A 15,951-nucleotide genomic window follows, 5' to 3' on the forward strand; every position below is an offset into this window, starting at 1 on the left:
AGTTCTTCGCTACAAGCGTAACGCATAACCTCTGTGCATGAGATTTGATTGCAACCTATTGAGAGGCTACCAGCCTTACTAATTGATGGTAAAGAAGCGATCCAAGTTCTCAGCTTGCTGAATTGAAAGGCGCGTGGTGCATTCAGCCAATGTTGCCCCCCAACCAGAACCTCCGGCTTGCCAACCAACAATGTTGTCTTCGGAACACATTTTATTCGCAAATTGAAGCCACAGTCGCTGAGCCGCGCGCAGATCAGTCACCCATTTCTCGTCTATCACCTCTTCGTCCTGAGCCATCAGTGGCCCTTGCTTCATTATGCGTTGATAGACAGCATTCAGATGCTCGTCCGCGCGCTCCCGACCGATATTGTTGCAATACTCGCGAGGAGACACTGCGGCTCCTCCGGGAATGGAGAAACCCTTGCTTTCGAGAACGTCCTCCAAATCCTTCACGCACGTTTTAATGCCCGCTATGACACATGCTTCCCGATTGGATGAATCACCTTCAGAACACTGATCAACATTAAGATAGGACTTGTCGTATTCGGCGGCGGCGGCCTCCGAGTCATAGGCATGCGCACTGGTTCCCAAAATCGTAAATCCAATAGCCAACATCCTTTTAAGCATAGGCATTTCCTTAGATTAGATCGCTTGAGATTGGGCCAGCATTCCCCAAGTGAGTTGCTGTTTGATGGGAAAATGGCCGGAAGAGTCGCTACCGTCATGAACTTCTTTAAGGTGATACATCGTATGCTAGTTAAACTTTAAGATGCAACACACAGCCCGCTTTTCAGCGTATCGCCACCATTCAGTATTCACCACGTCGCACCCGTAAACAACGTCTGCGTAGCTGCCGCCAGAAGAAGCATTTGAGAGTTCATCTCCACCTCACTCCGGCCTGACCGGATACCGATCCCCCTTCTCATCGATCAGAACCAGCCTCCCCCCACTGCGCACATACAAGTCACACCGGCTGAATCCGTTGCGGTAAGCGATGCAGACACTGCCATCTTCGGCGATGGAATAGGTGCCAAAGGCCGCATCTCCGCTGGCGTAGGTATACGAGTAGGCACCTCCGGCAGAGAATGCAGCCTGACCGTCATCGTAGAAGGTGAACGTCTGGCCTGCCAACGCGTCCAGTTCTTCGGGCGACAGGGGGATGTCTTCGGGTTTGGTGGGCCATTCGGCGGCTATAGCCGGGCCAGCGAACAGCAGGGCAAGGATCAGCGTGCGTGTCATGCCGCCATACTAGCCCTGCTGAAAGGAAAGAGTGGCATAACATTGAAGTGATGATCAGGCGACCATCTGCTCGGCCTTTTTCAGATCGACCGAGACCAGTTGGCTGACGCCCTGTTCCTGCATGGTCACGCCGAACAGACGGTCCATCCGCGCCATCGTTACCGCGTGGTGGGTGATGATCAGGAACCGCGTGTCGGTCTGACGGCACATCTCGTCCAGCAGGTCGCAGAAGCGTGTCACGTTGGCATCGTCCAAAGGCGCGTCGACCTCGTCCAGCACGCAGATCGGCGCGGGATTGGCGAGGAAAACGCCGAAGATCAGCGCGGTCGCGGTCAGGGTCTGTTCGCCGCCCGAGAGCAGGCTGAGGGTCGAGAGTTTCTTGCCCGGCGGCTGGCACATGATTTCCAGACCCGCATCCAGCGGATCGTCGCTTTCGACCATGACCAGATTGGCCTCACCACCGCCGAACAGATGCTTGAACAGCATGGCGAAGTTCGAGTTCACCTGCTCAAACGCAGTCAGCAGACGCTCGCGCCCTTCGCGGTTGAGGCTGGCAATGCCGCTGCGCAATGCCTTGATCGCCTCTTCCAGATCGGCCTTTTCAGAGTTCAGCGTGTCAAATTCTACCTGAACCTCTTTCGCATCTTCTTCGGCGCGCAGGTTCACAGCACCCATCGCGTCGCGCTGGCGTTTGTGGCGGTTGACCTCAGCCTCCAGCGCGTCGGCGGCGGGCATCTGGTCGGGGTTCACATCCAACTGGTTCAGCAACTGGTTCGGGGTTAGTTGCTGATCTTCGGCAATGCGTTCAGCCGCCGCAGTTACCCCTTCTTTTGCGGCATCGCACCGCGCCTCGGCAGCCGCTCGGGTTTCACGAGCCTCGGACGCGACGCGTTCTGCATCCCGCTCGGCCATGACAACTTCGCGTTGCTGGGTTTCGGCCTCAGCCAGTTTATCCGCGGCCTCGGCCCGACGCGCTTCGGCCGTTTCAATCAGCTCATTGAGCTCTTCACGCGCCTCGGCAATTTCACCGGGGGCGGCCATGGCTTCGGACAGCTCGTCTTCCGAGCTTTCCTTGCGCTCTGCCAGTTCGGAAATCCGCTTTTCAGCACTGTCCAGACGATGCCGCCAACCGCTTAGGTCTTTCGTCACCTCTTGCGTGCGCCGGGTTCGGGCCTCTCCTTCGCGGCGCAGCTCATCATGGGTCGAGCGGTGGGTCAGCATGGTGATCCGCGCGGCCTCGACCGTCTGTTTGATGTCCTCAACCTGCGCGCGGGCGCTGTCCAGATCACCCAAACCGGTCAGTGCGCCCTCGGCCTCACGCAGTTGGGCGCGGGCGGACATCGCGTCTTCTTTGTGGCGATCAACGGCAAGTGTCAGAGTCTCAAGCTTGCCCTGTGCCAGATTTCGGTCGGCCTCGGCCCGGCTGAGTTGCCGCGCGGTTTCCGCCATACGCTGATCGGCGGCACGGCGGGCTTCACGCGCCCGACGGTCCGCTTCGGTGACATCGGCCAGTTGCTGCGACAGAGCCTCATGCGCCGCGCGTGCCCCATCGGCCTGCGCCTCGGTACGGGCTAGTTCCTGTTTCAGCGCTTCCAGTTTGTTCAATTGCTCCAACCGCAGCGCAGCCGCGCTTGGCGCGTCCTCGGCCCAGGCCCGGAACCCGTCCCAGCGCCACAGATCACCCGAGCGCGACACCAGACGTTGCCCCGGTTGAAGCGACGCCTGCAAACGTGCGCCCTGATCCGCGTCGACCAACCCGATCTGAGCAATCCGGCGGCTTAGACGATCCGGCCCCGAGACATGCAGCGCCAGAGGCTCTGCACCATCCGGCAAGGGTTGATCGGCATCGTATCCGGCAACCTGAACCCAGCCGGACGGTCCATCGCCTTCGACCAGCGGCGCGCGCAGGTCATCGGCCAGCGCCGCACCCAGCGCCTTTTCGTAACCCGGCGCCACGCGCAGCAGGTCAAGTACCTGCCCACCTTCGGCCGTATCACGCTCCACCAGTTTCGCAAGAGCCGCGGTTTCGGCGCGGATTGCGCCAAGCTCACCTTCGGCTTCGGACCGTTGGGCGCGGGCTTCGGCCTCTCGCGCCTGCGTTTCGGTGCGCAATTCGTCCGCTGCGGCCAGTGCTTCTTCGGCGGCCTCGGCCGCTTCGCGGGCTTCTTCCTCACCCTCCTGAGCAGCCTCGAACGCCTCGGCTGCGCGGCTCAGCGCATCACGGGCTTCATCCACTGCGACGCGGGCTTTTTCTTCTTCGCCCTCAGATCGGGCCAGCGTCTTGCGGCTGTCCTCAACCAAACGCTGCGCCGATTGGTGCCGGGCGACAAGACGCGCCATATCCTCGGTTTCCTGCGAGAGGTGATCTTCGCGGTCCTGCAGAACAGACGCGGCCTCGCGCGCAATCTCGGCGGCTTCGGCGACTTTCTCGTCATGCCCTTCGGCGGCCTTGGCAAGCTCTCTCGCCTCCCACTCCAGCCGCTCGATCATCTGACCTGCATCGCGGTTCAGGCCAGCCTCGCGCTCAATATCATTACCCAACTGCTGAATTCGGTTCGTCAGGGTTTCGATCGTCTGCCGCGCACGTGTTTCCTGATCGGCCAGTTGGTCGCGCTGCACCTGCTGGCGTTGCAATACGGCGGCGGCAATCGCTTCCTCCTCGCGCAGAGGGGGCAGAGTTTCCTCGATCTCGGCACGCTTGGCAGCGGCTTGGCGGGCTTCAGCCTCGGCGCGGGAGGCCTTGGCAATGCGCTCGCGCAGCTTTTCTTCGGCCTGCTGACGGGCCATATCCGCCTCTTTCCAGCGGCGATACAGCAGCATCCCTTCGGCCTGCCGCAACTGTTCGCCAATCTCGCGATACCGGGCAGCCTGTCGTGCTTGTCGGGCCAACTGCGCAAGCTGCGTTCCAAGCTGTTCCAGCACGTCATCTACACGCGTCAGGTTGGATTCAGTGCCTTTCAGCTTCAACTCGGCCTCGTGCCGGCGCTGATACAGGCCCGAGATCCCCGCCGCTTCTTCCAGAATACGCCGACGCGCGCGGGGTTTGGCGTTGATCAATTCGGCAATGCGGTTCTGCCCCACAAGCGCGGGTGAATGCGCACCGGTCGAGGCATCGGCAAACAGCATCTGCACATCGCGGGCGCGCACATCCTTGCCATTGGTCTTATAGGCGCTGCCCACATCGCGAGTTATACGGCGCACGATTTCAAGCTGATCGGTGTCGTTGAACCCTGACGGGGCTAGCCTTTCCGAGTTGTCCATGGTCAGAACAACTTCGGCAAAGTTGCGGGCGGGACGTGTGGCCGCCCCTGCAAAAATCACATCCTCCATCGCACCACCGCGCATGGATTTGGGGCGATTTTCCCCCATCACCCAGCGCAACGCTTCCAGAAGATTGGACTTGCCGCAGCCATTGGGACCCACAACTCCGGTCAACCCGTCCGCGATGATCAGGTCGGTCGGATCAACAAAGCTTTTGAAGCCGGTGAGTTTGAGTTTGCTAAAGCGCAAAGGCGACGGGTCCCATGATTCCTATATCTGGAAGTCTGCGCAACAGATTGGGGTCGAGTCAACGAGCTTGCGCAGGATATGGGATATCGGCAGGAGTTATCCACAATATCTTGCTGATTTCCGCCGGTCATAGCCCGTATCAGTAGGGCGTACACTCAAAGACCTGATAACCGCCGTCACCCACACCTTCATAGATGCCAAAGTCGATACATTCGTAGTTTGGCACAGAAATAGAGGTCAGCAACAAGCGTTCGCCGGCTTGGCGGTCGCACCCCAACACGCCGACCGTGACGGCCGCGTCGCCCAGAACGTCAAGGACTGGGCAACCCGAAACCTGCGCCATCGCAAGGGCCGCGCGATCACGGATGGGGCCGAGGCGCGAAGCGTATTGCGTGTTGACCCGCACCGCCTCGGCCAACTCTCCTCGCACGCGCACGTCAAACACACTGCCGTTGATTGCAATTCGGGTGGCCGGAACATCGCGGAAATGCGGCGTGCCAGCCGAACACGCGGCCAACACCAACAGCAAAGTCAGAAACCGTTTCATACCCCGATCAATGGCCGGAATTGGTTAACAGACCCTTATTGCGCACTCAGGCTCTCAAGACTTCCCCCAAGCGGCGTATTCCTTCGCGAATTGTCGCCTCGTCCGAATTTGAAAAGCTCAATCGGATCGTATTTGCGCCCGAGCCATCAGGGAAAAATGCCTGACCCGGAACAAATGCCACTTTGACCGTTTCCAAAGCACGAGCCAGCAATGCGGCGCCGTCGGTACCGGCGGGCAGTGTCAGCCAGATAAACATCCCCCCTTCGGGCTTTGTCCACTCCACCCCTTCCGGCATGTATTGTTCCAACGCTGCAAGCATGGCACCCCGACGCGCGCCATAAGTCTGGCGCAGCATTGGGATATGTGTGTCGAAACACGCCCGCGCCACCTGGTCTATCGCCATCTGGTTAATCGTCGCTGAATGAAGATCAGCAGCCTGCTTCATCAACACCAGCTGAGAGATCACGGGCTTGGCAGCAACGACCCACCCGACTCTCAGGCCCGGTGAAAGCGTCTTGGAGAAGCTGCCGCAATAGATCGTGCGACACTCTTCGATGGACCCCTTCCGCGCCAATTCCAATGCCAAAACCGGCGGGATCGCTTCCCCTTCGTATCGCAACGCCTGATACGCCCCGTCCTCGATCACGGCGCAGTTCAGGTCCTCAGCGAGATCCAGCAAAGTCTCGCGGCCACGCAAATCCACGGTCTCGCCCGTTGGGTTGGCGAAATCCGGAGACAGGTAGGCAAACTTGACCCTGCCCGCCCCGGCAGCAGCGGCGTATTCATCAGCACCCCGGTTGCCATTAACGCTCAGCCGGGCGAACCGCGGCTCATAGGCGTTGAATGCAGCCAGCGCACCCAGATAAGTCGGCCAACCGACCAGAGCCGTATCACCAGGCGACAGATAGAGCTTACCCAGATAATCCAGCGCTTGCTGCGACCCGGATGTAATCAGGATATTGTCGATGTCGCAGACAATGCCGATTTCGCGCATATGGGCGACGAGCCATTCCCGCAACGGGGCATAGCCCTCGCTGACCGAATACTGCAACGCCTGCGCCTGCTTATTTGGACCAAGCGCAACCTGAAAAGCCTGCGAGAATGCGTCTGCGGGAAACAAGGCCGGGTCCGGGATTCCGCCTGCAAAGGAAATAATCCCGGGCTGATCCAGCAGCTTCAACAATTCGCGAATTTCCGACGCCTTCATGCGCGACGCCCGCGTTGCAAACAACTCGTGGTTGGTCATGAGCCTCCTCCGCTCTTGGGTGCGTGAACACTAATGAGTCGCGCATTAATGTCAATAATGCTGACCTAATGTTTCGGGCCATGTGATCTGGCCTTCTTGAACCGCCCCTCAATCCGTGGTCATATGATTTGACCAATTCTCAGAACGACATCCCCATGCCCTTTCAAAAAGTTCAGACCGAAAAGCTCTCAATAGCGGTGGTGCGGCAAATCGAATTGCTGATCCTGCGAGGCATCCTGCGCCCCGGCGAGCGTCTTCCGGCCGAGCGCGAACTGGCCGAGCGACTGGGCGTGTCCCGCCCCTCCCTGCGCGAAGCGATTTCCGAGTTGCAGGACCAAGGTCTGCTGACCGCCAAAGCCGGATCCGGCATCTACGTGGCCGAGGTTTTGGGATCGGCCTTTTCCCCCGCCCTGATCCGTCTGTTTGGCAGCCATGATGAGGCGGTCTCGGACTATCTGTCGTTCCGCAGGGATATGGAAGGGTTGGCAGCCGAACGCGCGGCGCGGCTGGGATCGGAAAGCGATTTGAAGGTCGTTCAGACGATCTTTGACAAGATGGAAGCGGCCCACGCCCGCAATGCATCGGAAGACGAAGCGCATCTGGACGCCCAGTTCCATATGGCCATCATCGAAGCCAGCCACAACGTCGTGATGCTGCACATGATGCGGTCGATGTTCGACTTGCTGCGGCAAGGAGTGTTCTACAATCGCCAAATGATGTTCAACCAACGCACAACGCGCGAGGCTATTCTGGACCAGCACCGCGCCATCAACGCCGCGCTACAGGCCCGTGATCCCGAAGGCGCCAGAGATGCCGTGCATCGCCACCTGAGTTTTGTGCGGCAATGCATGGAGGACACCCAGAAGGCGCTTCGCAATGAGGCCATAGCTCAGCAAAGGCTGGATCACGAAACCGGACAGGCGTGAAGAACATCCGGTAAATTGCCTCATGTTCCGGCTTCAACCAATATCGCGGCCGGTATTCCCGCGTCAGATGGGTTTCACCCTTTGCTCTGGACCTTTCGGTGAAAGTTGGACATCTAGTGCCAGAACATCTTGAACCCGTCCCGAACTGGCGACAAGGGCACTGCACATGTCTAAACTTACCTTTGGGCTTCGCACCCAAATTGACCCATGCATAATCGTCGCCAGCAATGGCAGATCGGGCAGCACGCTGATGTTCGATGCTTTGTGGGTTGCATGCAAACGCCGACATTGGTTCCGAAGGCCGACGGCCAGTTTTCAGGCAAGTCTGGCCTCTGCGCCTCTTGCAGCCGGCTCGCTGGTGAAGACTCACGATTTTCCAGATGGGTTAAGGGGCCGCGAGAACGTCAAGGTTCTGTTCTGTTTCGGTCCCACGAAAGCGTCAGCTCTTTCCGTTTATTCAGCGGTAGAACGGTATGGGCGCGACTGGGTTGACCAGCACTTTGAACACCTTCACGCCAAGGGTCCCTTTGACGACCTGTTCAAATATGATGTCCTCAATCAAGTGGAACAGTTGAAACAGTGGGGCACGTTTCAGGAGGTTCCAGTTCTTTGCCTAAGCTATGATGCGATCTGGCGGCGGCAGAAAGATGTCGAGGATTTTCTGAGTTTGAAGTTCACTTTGCCCGAACGTGTTGAGCGTGCGCGAAAGTCCATACCTGACGACTTGCTGGCAAAGGCATCTCAGGTCTATGACCCAATCGATGAAGTCGTGGCAGAACTACCGGAACTGTTCCTTGCCTCGCCGGAACATTCGGACGTTCTGGACAGGTTGCCTGTAAAAACGCAGTCTGTTTCCTAGTGAGCTAATAAAAAACCCGGCGCAGTGGCCGGGTTTTCTTTTTAGATTTCTCTACAAGCCTAGTGCAGCTTTTCACCAACGTCCGCGATTGCGGCGTCGATCAGCTTGTTGGCTTGCGTTGCAGTCATCTGCTTGGCCAGAACCGCGTTCGCTGCAGAAACAGCGACCGTGATCGCCCGATCGCGAACCTCTTTCACAGCCGAAGCCTCAGCCGATGCGATCTGGTCCTGTGCAGCGGCCAGACGGCGTGCGATGGATTTTTCCAGATCGACCTTGGCTTGTTCTGCCGCCAGAGCCGCGTCGTCCTTCGCAGCCGCTACGATGGCGTCTGCCTGGGTCTGCACTTCACGCTGCTTGCGCTCATACGAGGCAAGCAGGCTGCGTGCTTCTTCATGCAGGGCACGGGCTTCGTCCAGTTCAGACTTGATGCCCTCGGCACGGTTGTCCAGCGCGCGCCCGATCATGCCGGGAACCTTGAAGTAGAACAGGACCGCGATGAACACGATGAAGCCCAAAAGGACTACAAAATCCGTGTTGCCAAGCGAGAAGAACGGGCCTTTGGCTGCAAATGCCGGGCTCGCTGCGCCGAAGGTCAGGATAAGGGCAAGAGTATTCCGCATGTCACTTATCCTTTCATCTGCGTGTCAACAGCACCGTCGATGGCTTTGGCATCCGCCTCGCCGCCCAGCGCAGTGACCAGTTCAGCCGCCGTGTCTTTGGCAACCACTTGAATGCTTTCCAGCGCACCGGCACGGATGTCGGCAATCGCCTTTTCCGATTCAGCCGCCTTTGCAGCGATTTCCGCATCCGCCTTGGCGATCGCGTCATCCAGACCAGCCTGGATTTCGGCACGGGCTTCGGCAGCGATACGCTGCGCTTCGGCACGGGCATCGGCCAGCGCCTTGTTATAGGCCTCTTCGGCCTCGACCGCCTTGGCCTTCAGATCTTCGGCCGCAGCCAGGTCATTTGTAATGGTCCCCTGACGCTCTGCCAGGATTGCCGCGATGCGGGGCAGAGCCACGCGGGACAGGACCAGAAAGATGACGACCAGCGTGATGACCAGCCAGAAAATCTGGTTGGGGAACCAATCGAAGCAGAGCTGCGGCATCCCGATGGCAGAGCCATGCGAGTCGACGCACGAGCCAACTACTTCTTCGCTAATGGGTTCAGTCGCCATGATGTCCTCCGTCGGAACGTTGTCTTTACAACAGGTGGGCCGCTATGGCTTGGGCCCACCTGCGCGTAAGGATCAGGTTCCGCAGATTAGACGGCGAACATCAGCAGCAGCGAGACGAGGAATGCGAAGATCCCCAGGGCTTCTGCGAATGCGATACCGATGAACAGGGTTGCGGTCTGCGAAGCAGCCGCCGAAGGGTTGCGCAGGGCGCCGGCCAGGAAGTTGCCTGCAACGTTGCCCACCCCGATTGCGGCTGCGCCGGAACCGATTGCTGCCAGGCCTGCGCCGATGTGTGCGAGATCGCCTTCCATGATGTATCTCCTTACGAATTGGAAGTTTCGATGTTGGGTGTTCGGACCTTAGTGCGACGGATGCAGAGCATCTTTCAGATAAACACAGGTCAGAATGGTGAATACGTAGGCCTGGATAAAGGACACAAGGACCTCAAGGCCATACATTGCGGTGATCGCCAGAACGGACACGGGCGAGATCGCGGCAATCGCGGCAAAGCCTGCGAACACCTTGATCACGGCGTGGCCAGCCATGACGTTACCGGCAAGACGAATGGAGTGGCTGACCGGGCGCACGAAGTACGAGATCAGCTCGATGATCGCCAGAACCGGACGCAGAGCCAGCGGAGCGCTGGACACCCAGAACAGGCCCAGGAACGCGGTGCCGTTCTTGACGAAACCCAGAACGGTCACGGTCAGGAATACGGCCAGCGCCAGCGGGATGGTCACGGCGAAATGCGATGTGGTGGTGAAAGATGTGGGGATCATTCCCAGGAAGTTTGCGGTCACGATGAACATGAACAGGGTCATGACATAGGGGAAGAACTTGACGCCTTCCTTGCCGCAGATGTCTTCCAGCATCTTGTAGATAAAGCCGTAAGCCAACTCAGCGACCGACTGCATCCGCGTCGGAACGATGGCACGTTTCGACGTGCTGAGAACCAGCAGGGCAAAGATCGCGGCAATCGCCAGGAACAGCCAGAGGGTCACGTTCGTCGGCGTGTACCACGCAATCGCACCGTCGCCGAACAACGGCTTAACGATGAACTGGTCCATCGGGTGGAAAACCAGGCTGCTGCCTTCTGCTGCGGTGGTCTCAGTTGCCACGTTCAGTCCCTCTCGTCCTTCTCGGCAGCCGTCGCTGCCGTTTGTTTCTCTTGGGCCTCTTTCGCGCTGCGGAGCATAACCTTCACGCCCGCGACAAGGCCCAGCAATGTGAACAGCACCAGAAAGATCGGGATCGTCCCGAGCAGGCTATCCAGCCCGTATCCGATGCCAAATCCGATCCCAAGACCGGATACCATTTCGATGACCATCCTCCAGGCAAGCTCGCCCCCGGACACGTCAGCATCTGCGCGAGGCTTGGGCGCTTTGGCCTTTTTCGCCGCCACGATCTTGGCCTCAAGCTGCGCCATACGCTGCTTTTGGTCATCATCGGTCACGGGCGTTTCCTTCGCACAGTCTTGGGTAGGGTGCTAAGGCTGACGGGGCACAGAGTCAACGGCGTTGAATGCCCGAATTGCCGCAAGTTAAGATACTGTTTTTATTGTAAATGTTTTTGTAACAGCAACCGAGCGCGCCGGCCGTGCCTGGCGACTTGCGCGCAAACACGCTGAATCCGCATATTCAACCAAATGGTTGACCAAACCCGGGCGCTGTGGTTCAGCGGAAGCATGTCCAACGACCTCGACACTGTTTTTGCGGCTCTTGCCGACCCCACCCGCCGCACCATCCTCGGCATGCTGCTTGAGGACGACATGGCCGTGACCGACGTGGCAGAGCCGTTCGAGATGTCCTTGGCGGCGATCTCGAAACATCTGGTGATCCTGACCAAGGCGGGACTGATCAGTCAGGAAAAACGAGGACGGGTGAAATGGTGCAAGCTCGAACCGGACGCCCTGCGCGCGGCGTCCGTCTGGATGCAAGGGTTCGGACAGTTCGAGCCGGTAAATCTGGACGCGTTTGAACGGTTCCTCGAAATCGAGCTACCCGCAGCCGAGGAATAACCCGGTCACCGCACGACAAAGACGGAAACGCTGGCGTGCTTGGCCAGATACCCGGCATGGCTTGAAAAGATATAGTCCATGATCCGGGGCGCATGTGTGCCGACTACGATCAGGTCCGCTCCGATCTCGTCTGCTGCCTTGGCCAGATCCCCGTCCACCTCGGCCGCGACGTCGACCGAGTGGATATTGCGAAAGCCAACTTCCGTCCCGCTGTTTTTGGCCAGATGGTCTGCGAATTCCCGTAGGTTCTCGGTGATTGTGGCGTCGGTTTGAACCGGGTCGCCGGGTTGGGTTCCGGTCACACTGACGACAGTGATTTTGGCACCTTGCCATTTGGCGATTTCGGCGGCGACGTCGGCGGCTTTGCGAACCTCGGGCGGCAAATGCAAATCCACCGGGAACATAATGTGGTTGTACATGGTGCAATCCTCCTAAGCCGAAGCATAGGAAAATCCGCATTTATCAGCTTTGATCTGCCTCAAGGGTTGGGCGTTGGTCAGGTTGATCGTCTGGCCGCAACAGCATGAGAAGCGCGACGCAGGTCAGAACCACACCAACAAGGATCAACGCAACCGGCGCACCGTTTCCTAACGCAATTTCCCACAGGATCACCCAACTGGGTACAAGATACGTGTAGGCCATCACCTTTGCAGACGGCAGACGCAATGCCGAGAACTGAACCAGCACAAAGCTGGCGGCTGTGGCAAAGATAGAAACATACAGCAATCCGACCCATACGATTGCCGGCAGGTTCGCCCAGTCCGTTGCGCGAATGTCGGCCCAGCCGAACAGCGTCAGCAATAGGCACCCGGCCAACAACGTCCCAAAGGTGAACACGAGCGCCGGCTCTCCGTGGTTGAGCTTGCGCACCATGGGCGTGTAGATCGCGTGGGCGACGCACCCCCAGAAGTAGATGATTTCTCCGGTCCCGATCTGGAAGGCCGCGAAAGCCTGCCAATCCGCCCTGAAAATAACCCAAAGCGCGCCAACTGCCCCGATGGTAAGCGCCAAGGCCATTCGAGGTGTGGTCACCTGCCGAAGCAAAACCCAACCCGCCAAGGCGGACAAAACCGGCGTCAGGGTAAAGACCGCCGCCGCACTGACAGGGGGAGCAGTCTTCAGGCCGTGGAACATCAGGACGAAATATGTGGCGAACAGCCCACCCAGAACCAGATAGCGCCAAGGCGCTTGTGCGGCGCTGCGCGGCAGACCGGTTGTAAAAAGCGCAGCGACCCCGATCACCACCGCAGCAATGGCAAATCGTGCGGCCGTCACTGCCTCGGGCGCGATCTGGTTGGCGATCATGGCACCAAGCGAAAAGCTACCCGCGACCAAAGCAGAAAAGACAAGCATGGCCAGATGGCCGCGTGCCTGAACGCTCACGGCAGCCAATCCTTGGATTGTTCTTTCAGATAGGTCAGGAACGCCTGCACCTTGGTCGTGCGATGCAGGTCGACATGCGTCACCAACCACAAATTGCCAAACCATTCGGGCAAGGGATCAATGACCTCGACCAGATTTGGATCACGGGCGGCCTCCCAACGGGCCATGAAACCGATGCCTGCACCGGATAGCACCGCCTCGCGGATGCAAAAGTTATTGGTGCAGCGGAACGTGATCTGTCCCAGCGGAACTGTCTGCCGCAGCCAGCGCGAAAACGGGGCGCGACTGTTTTCATCATCGGTACTGACGAAATGATGCTCTGCAAAATCCTCAACGCTTGAGGGTTTGCCGTGGCGGTCGATGTAGTCCGCGCTGGCATAAAGCCCGACTTCCTGTGTGATGAAGGGCTGCACAACATTGTCTGGCTGATCAGGGGCTGAACCTGCACGGATCGCCACATGCGCCTCACCATATTCCAGCCGGAACAATCTGTCCCCGGTCAGGTACCGCACGATCAATTCCGGGTGCAGGCGCTGAAACTCGCTCAGAACGGGGACGACCAATGGCGCCAGAGAGGACAGGGACGTTACGACCAACTCGCCCGACACATCATCCCCGCGCCCCTTCATGCGCCCGACCAATTGGTTGAACTGATCTTCGGTTGCCTGAGCGACACGCAGCAGGTCTTCTCCGGCCTCGGTTGGGGTGTAACCGCGCGCATGACGTTGGAACAGCTTGACACCCAACCGCGCCTCGATTGCGTCGATATGCCGAATGACCGTGGCGTGATGTACGCCCAGAACCTCGGCCGCGCCGCTGACAGTGCCCATCCGCGCGACCTGATAGGCGGTTCTCACTTCATCCCAGTTATCCATTGCATCCGTTCCATTGTGCAAATTTTAACACTCAGTGTTGGAGTATCAGAGTTTTGTTCACCTGCGCAACATTCATATTGGGACCAGAGCCAAAAACCGCACTCAATAAGGGCTGAACCCAATGACCAAAACTATCCTGCATATCGACGCTTCGGCCCGCCGCGAAGGGTCTGCCACGCGCGAACTGTCGGACCGGATCGTCAAGCACCTGAACGCCGGGCGCATCATTCGCCGTGATCTGGCGACTCCGCTGCCGCTGTTGACCGAGGACTGGATTGCCGCGAACTTTACCCCCGCCGATCAGCGCGACGAGGTTCAGCGCGACCAGCTTGCCCTGTCCGACGATCTGGTTACAGAATTGCAGCAGGCGGACACGATCGTCATCGGCCTGCCGATCTACAACTTCTCGGTGCCTGCGGCGTTCAAGGCATGGATTGACCTTGTTGCCCGGGTTGGACTGACCTTTTCCTATACCGAAAACGGCCCCAAAGGGCTGCTGGAAGGCAAGCGTGCAGTACTGGCCATCGCGTCGGGCGGAACAGCCGTGGGGTCGGACATCGACTTTGCCACAGACTACGCCAAACACGTGCTGGGCTTTATCGGCATAAACAATGTCGACGTTGTTGCCGCGGATCGGATGGCACTGGACGCCGAAGCCGCGCTGAACAACGCGCGTCAGGCGGTTTCCGAGCTAGCCGCCTGATTGACCTCTGGCCTTTGCGTATCCGAACGTCCAGTCTGCACTTGAACAGGATTGTGCAGGCTGGGCGTTCGTTATGAAGAAAATCGGAATTTTGGGCGGTGTGGGCTGGGCCTCGACCGTTGATTACTACAGGGCCATCGCGCAGGGCGCCGGGCAATATTTTGCAGAGCGTGGTCATGGGTCCCCTCTGCCGATCCCGCCCATGACAATCGAATCCGTCACACAGGCCAAGACCCGGTCGCTGAGAGGCGTTGCGGGGGATGAGGAAAGCTGGGCCGCCTTCGACGCGGTCTTTCGCAAAGCCTTGCTGACGCTGGAAAGCGCGGGCTGCGATTTCGGCATCATCGCCTCTAACACGCCGCATATGCGCCTGCACGCGATCCGACAGGGCGTTTCCATGCCCATCCTCAGTATTTTTGACGCCGCAGCCCAAGCGACCGCCGCGACCGGAGCCACACAAGCCCTTGTTCTGGGCACAACTGTTACGATGCAGGCACCGAACTATTCTGACAGGTTGGCCAAAGCCCAAATCAACGCCAATGCGCCCCTTCCGGAGTCCGAGATTGCCGAGATGCAAAACATGATCGACACGGATTTCTACGGTGGCGCATCAGAAACGGCGCGCGCGCGGCTGGTAGCCTATTGCAACAAACACGCCAGGCCGGGCACCGCGATCCTACTGGCCTGCACCGAACTGCCACTGGCCTTCCCCGACAATCTGGACGACGCCGTGTTCGAGGCGGACGGACATCTTTTCGTCAACCCCTCGGCAGCGCATGTCGCAGCAGCGTTGAAAGAGGCGCTTGAAGGTTGATCACGGCAGCCAAGTCACGTCGCAGCCAATACGGTCGAAAAACGCCATCAGGTCCGTGCGTTTCATTGCAACGGTGCGATCATTGACGAGCGGGTGCATATAGATCACGTCGGCCTGCTGCCCCGCTGCGTCCATAAAGAACCGGACGTTGTTTTCCAAACCGCTTATCATCGCCAGCGGGCTGACCGCACCGGGCCGAATACCAAGATTCTGCATCAGCCGATCCGCCGAGCCGAACGAAAGGTTCCCAACGCCCAGCTCTGCGCCCAGCGCCTTGAGGTCGATCTCGCGGCTCTGTTCCAGCGTCACCAGATAGTTCCGTTTTTTCTTGTCGCGCAGATAGAGGTTCTTGAGCCGGAGAGCATTCTCACCGGGGACCATGAACTGATCTTCAACCGCCTTTGACTCCTCTACCGTGCGCAGCGGGACATGCGTGTGCAGCGTGTAGGCCAGCCCCCACTCATCCAATTTGGCCAACAGCGCGTCAGAGCTGAGCGGCAATGTATCCTGAAAGGCGGATGAGGCGTCCATAGTACTCTCCTGATTTTCTAAGCTCATCGCGTACCGTGGCGGCAGTTTCAAGCCACGACAGCGCGGAAATGCGTTAGCAGCCAGCCATGAAAGTGACGCGCAATACTCCAAACCAACTGGCCGT

The 15,951-nt window shown here is 58.8% G+C and carries 19 protein-coding genes; 5 read left to right on the forward strand and 14 right to left on the reverse strand.

The window, feature by feature from the left end:
* Window positions 1-78: 78 nt before the first annotated feature.
* The 5 genes from ACR0B7_RS19895 to ACR0B7_RS19915 all read right to left on the reverse strand — a co-directional run bounded on the left by ACR0B7_RS19895 (window position 79) and on the right by ACR0B7_RS19915 (window position 6,542).
* A complete protein-coding gene (locus tag ACR0B7_RS19895; protein WP_170577015.1) occupies window positions 79-627 on the reverse strand; it encodes a lysozyme inhibitor LprI family protein in 549 nt (182 codons plus the stop codon).
* Window positions 628-888: 261 nt separating this feature from the next.
* Complete coding sequence (locus ACR0B7_RS19900; protein WP_170485975.1) at window positions 889-1,239, reverse strand: hypothetical protein; 351 nt, start codon at window positions 1,237-1,239, stop codon at window positions 889-891.
* A 54-nt stretch (window positions 1,240-1,293) separates the two neighbouring features.
* Window positions 1,294-4,749, reverse strand: coding sequence for an AAA family ATPase (locus ACR0B7_RS19905; protein ID WP_170577016.1), 3,456 nt, complete (start codon window positions 4,747-4,749; stop codon window positions 1,294-1,296).
* 139 nt (window positions 4,750-4,888) lie between these two features.
* Complete coding sequence (locus tag ACR0B7_RS19910) at window positions 4,889-5,296, reverse strand: hypothetical protein (protein ID WP_170485977.1); 408 nt, start codon at window positions 5,294-5,296, stop codon at window positions 4,889-4,891.
* Window positions 5,297-5,342: 46 nt separating this feature from the next.
* Window positions 5,343-6,542, reverse strand: coding sequence for an aminotransferase-like domain-containing protein (locus ACR0B7_RS19915; RefSeq protein WP_170485978.1), 1,200 nt, complete (start codon window positions 6,540-6,542; stop codon window positions 5,343-5,345).
* Between the two features lie 155 nt (window positions 6,543-6,697).
* On the opposite strand from ACR0B7_RS19915, the gene ACR0B7_RS19920 reads away from it, so the two are divergent.
* Window positions 6,698-7,468 carry an FCD domain-containing protein gene (locus tag ACR0B7_RS19920; protein WP_170388195.1) on the forward strand — a complete coding sequence of 257 codons (771 nt, stop codon included), beginning with the start codon at window positions 6,698-6,700 and terminating at the stop codon, window positions 7,466-7,468.
* A gap of 166 nt (window positions 7,469-7,634) precedes the next feature.
* A complete protein-coding gene (locus ACR0B7_RS19925; RefSeq protein WP_170485979.1) occupies window positions 7,635-8,327 on the forward strand; it encodes a hypothetical protein in 693 nt (230 codons plus the stop codon).
* A 59-nt stretch (window positions 8,328-8,386) separates the two neighbouring features.
* Here ACR0B7_RS19925 and ACR0B7_RS19930 read toward each other — a convergent pair whose 3' ends face one another.
* From ACR0B7_RS19930 to ACR0B7_RS19950, 5 genes are all read right to left on the reverse strand, one after another.
* Window positions 8,387-8,947, reverse strand: a complete 561-nt coding sequence (locus tag ACR0B7_RS19930) for a F0F1 ATP synthase subunit B (protein ID WP_170485980.1) — start codon at window positions 8,945-8,947, stop codon at window positions 8,387-8,389.
* Window positions 8,948-8,952: 5 nt separating this feature from the next.
* Complete coding sequence (locus ACR0B7_RS19935; protein WP_170485981.1) at window positions 8,953-9,504, reverse strand: F0F1 ATP synthase subunit B'; 552 nt, start codon at window positions 9,502-9,504, stop codon at window positions 8,953-8,955.
* Window positions 9,505-9,590: 86 nt separating this feature from the next.
* Window positions 9,591-9,815, reverse strand: coding sequence for a F0F1 ATP synthase subunit C (locus ACR0B7_RS19940; protein WP_005981269.1), 225 nt, complete (start codon window positions 9,813-9,815; stop codon window positions 9,591-9,593).
* Between the two features lie 48 nt (window positions 9,816-9,863).
* A complete protein-coding gene (locus ACR0B7_RS19945) occupies window positions 9,864-10,622 on the reverse strand; it encodes a F0F1 ATP synthase subunit A (RefSeq protein WP_170418137.1) in 759 nt (252 codons plus the stop codon).
* 2 nt (window positions 10,623-10,624) lie between these two features.
* Complete coding sequence (locus ACR0B7_RS19950) at window positions 10,625-10,957, reverse strand: AtpZ/AtpI family protein (RefSeq protein WP_170388185.1); 333 nt, start codon at window positions 10,955-10,957, stop codon at window positions 10,625-10,627.
* A 231-nt stretch (window positions 10,958-11,188) separates the two neighbouring features.
* On the opposite strand from ACR0B7_RS19950, the gene ACR0B7_RS19955 reads away from it, so the two are divergent.
* Entirely contained in the window at window positions 11,189-11,521 is a 333-nt protein-coding gene (locus tag ACR0B7_RS19955; protein WP_170577017.1) for a metalloregulator ArsR/SmtB family transcription factor, read from the forward strand.
* A gap of 5 nt (window positions 11,522-11,526) precedes the next feature.
* Here ACR0B7_RS19955 and ACR0B7_RS19960 read toward each other — a convergent pair whose 3' ends face one another.
* Genes ACR0B7_RS19960 through ACR0B7_RS19970 form a run of 3 tightly spaced genes read right to left on the reverse strand, consistent with a single transcriptional unit; the run spans window position 11,527 to window position 13,779 of the window.
* Window positions 11,527-11,940 carry a universal stress protein gene (locus tag ACR0B7_RS19960; protein WP_170388183.1) on the reverse strand — a complete coding sequence of 138 codons (414 nt, stop codon included), beginning with the start codon at window positions 11,938-11,940 and terminating at the stop codon, window positions 11,527-11,529.
* 43 nt (window positions 11,941-11,983) lie between these two features.
* Entirely contained in the window at window positions 11,984-12,904 is a 921-nt protein-coding gene (locus tag ACR0B7_RS19965; RefSeq protein WP_480682300.1) for a DMT family transporter, read from the reverse strand.
* Window positions 12,901-13,779 (reverse strand): LysR family transcriptional regulator, encoded by an 879-nt coding sequence (locus ACR0B7_RS19970; RefSeq protein ID WP_170388181.1) that lies wholly within the window; start codon window positions 13,777-13,779, stop codon window positions 12,901-12,903. Before ACR0B7_RS19970 ends, ACR0B7_RS19965 begins: the two co-directional genes overlap by 4 nt.
* Window positions 13,780-13,900: 121 nt before the next feature.
* On the opposite strand from ACR0B7_RS19970, the gene ACR0B7_RS19975 reads away from it, so the two are divergent.
* Together ACR0B7_RS19975 and ACR0B7_RS19980 are read left to right on the forward strand one after the other, a co-directional pair.
* Window positions 13,901-14,482 (forward strand): NAD(P)H-dependent oxidoreductase, encoded by a 582-nt coding sequence (locus tag ACR0B7_RS19975; protein WP_170485983.1) that lies wholly within the window; start codon window positions 13,901-13,903, stop codon window positions 14,480-14,482.
* Window positions 14,483-14,555: 73 nt separating this feature from the next.
* The gene (locus ACR0B7_RS19980; RefSeq protein WP_170485984.1) at window positions 14,556-15,296 is read left to right on the forward strand and encodes an aspartate/glutamate racemase family protein; all 741 of its coding nucleotides are present in this window, start codon (window positions 14,556-14,558) and stop codon (window positions 15,294-15,296) included.
* On the opposite strand, the gene ACR0B7_RS19985 is transcribed toward ACR0B7_RS19980, so the two are convergent.
* A complete protein-coding gene (locus tag ACR0B7_RS19985) occupies window positions 15,297-15,827 on the reverse strand; it encodes a prolyl-tRNA synthetase associated domain-containing protein (protein WP_170577018.1) in 531 nt (176 codons plus the stop codon).
* Window positions 15,828-15,951: the final 124 nt, after the last annotated feature.

The organism is Ruegeria sp. BB6, from assembly GCF_056539385.1.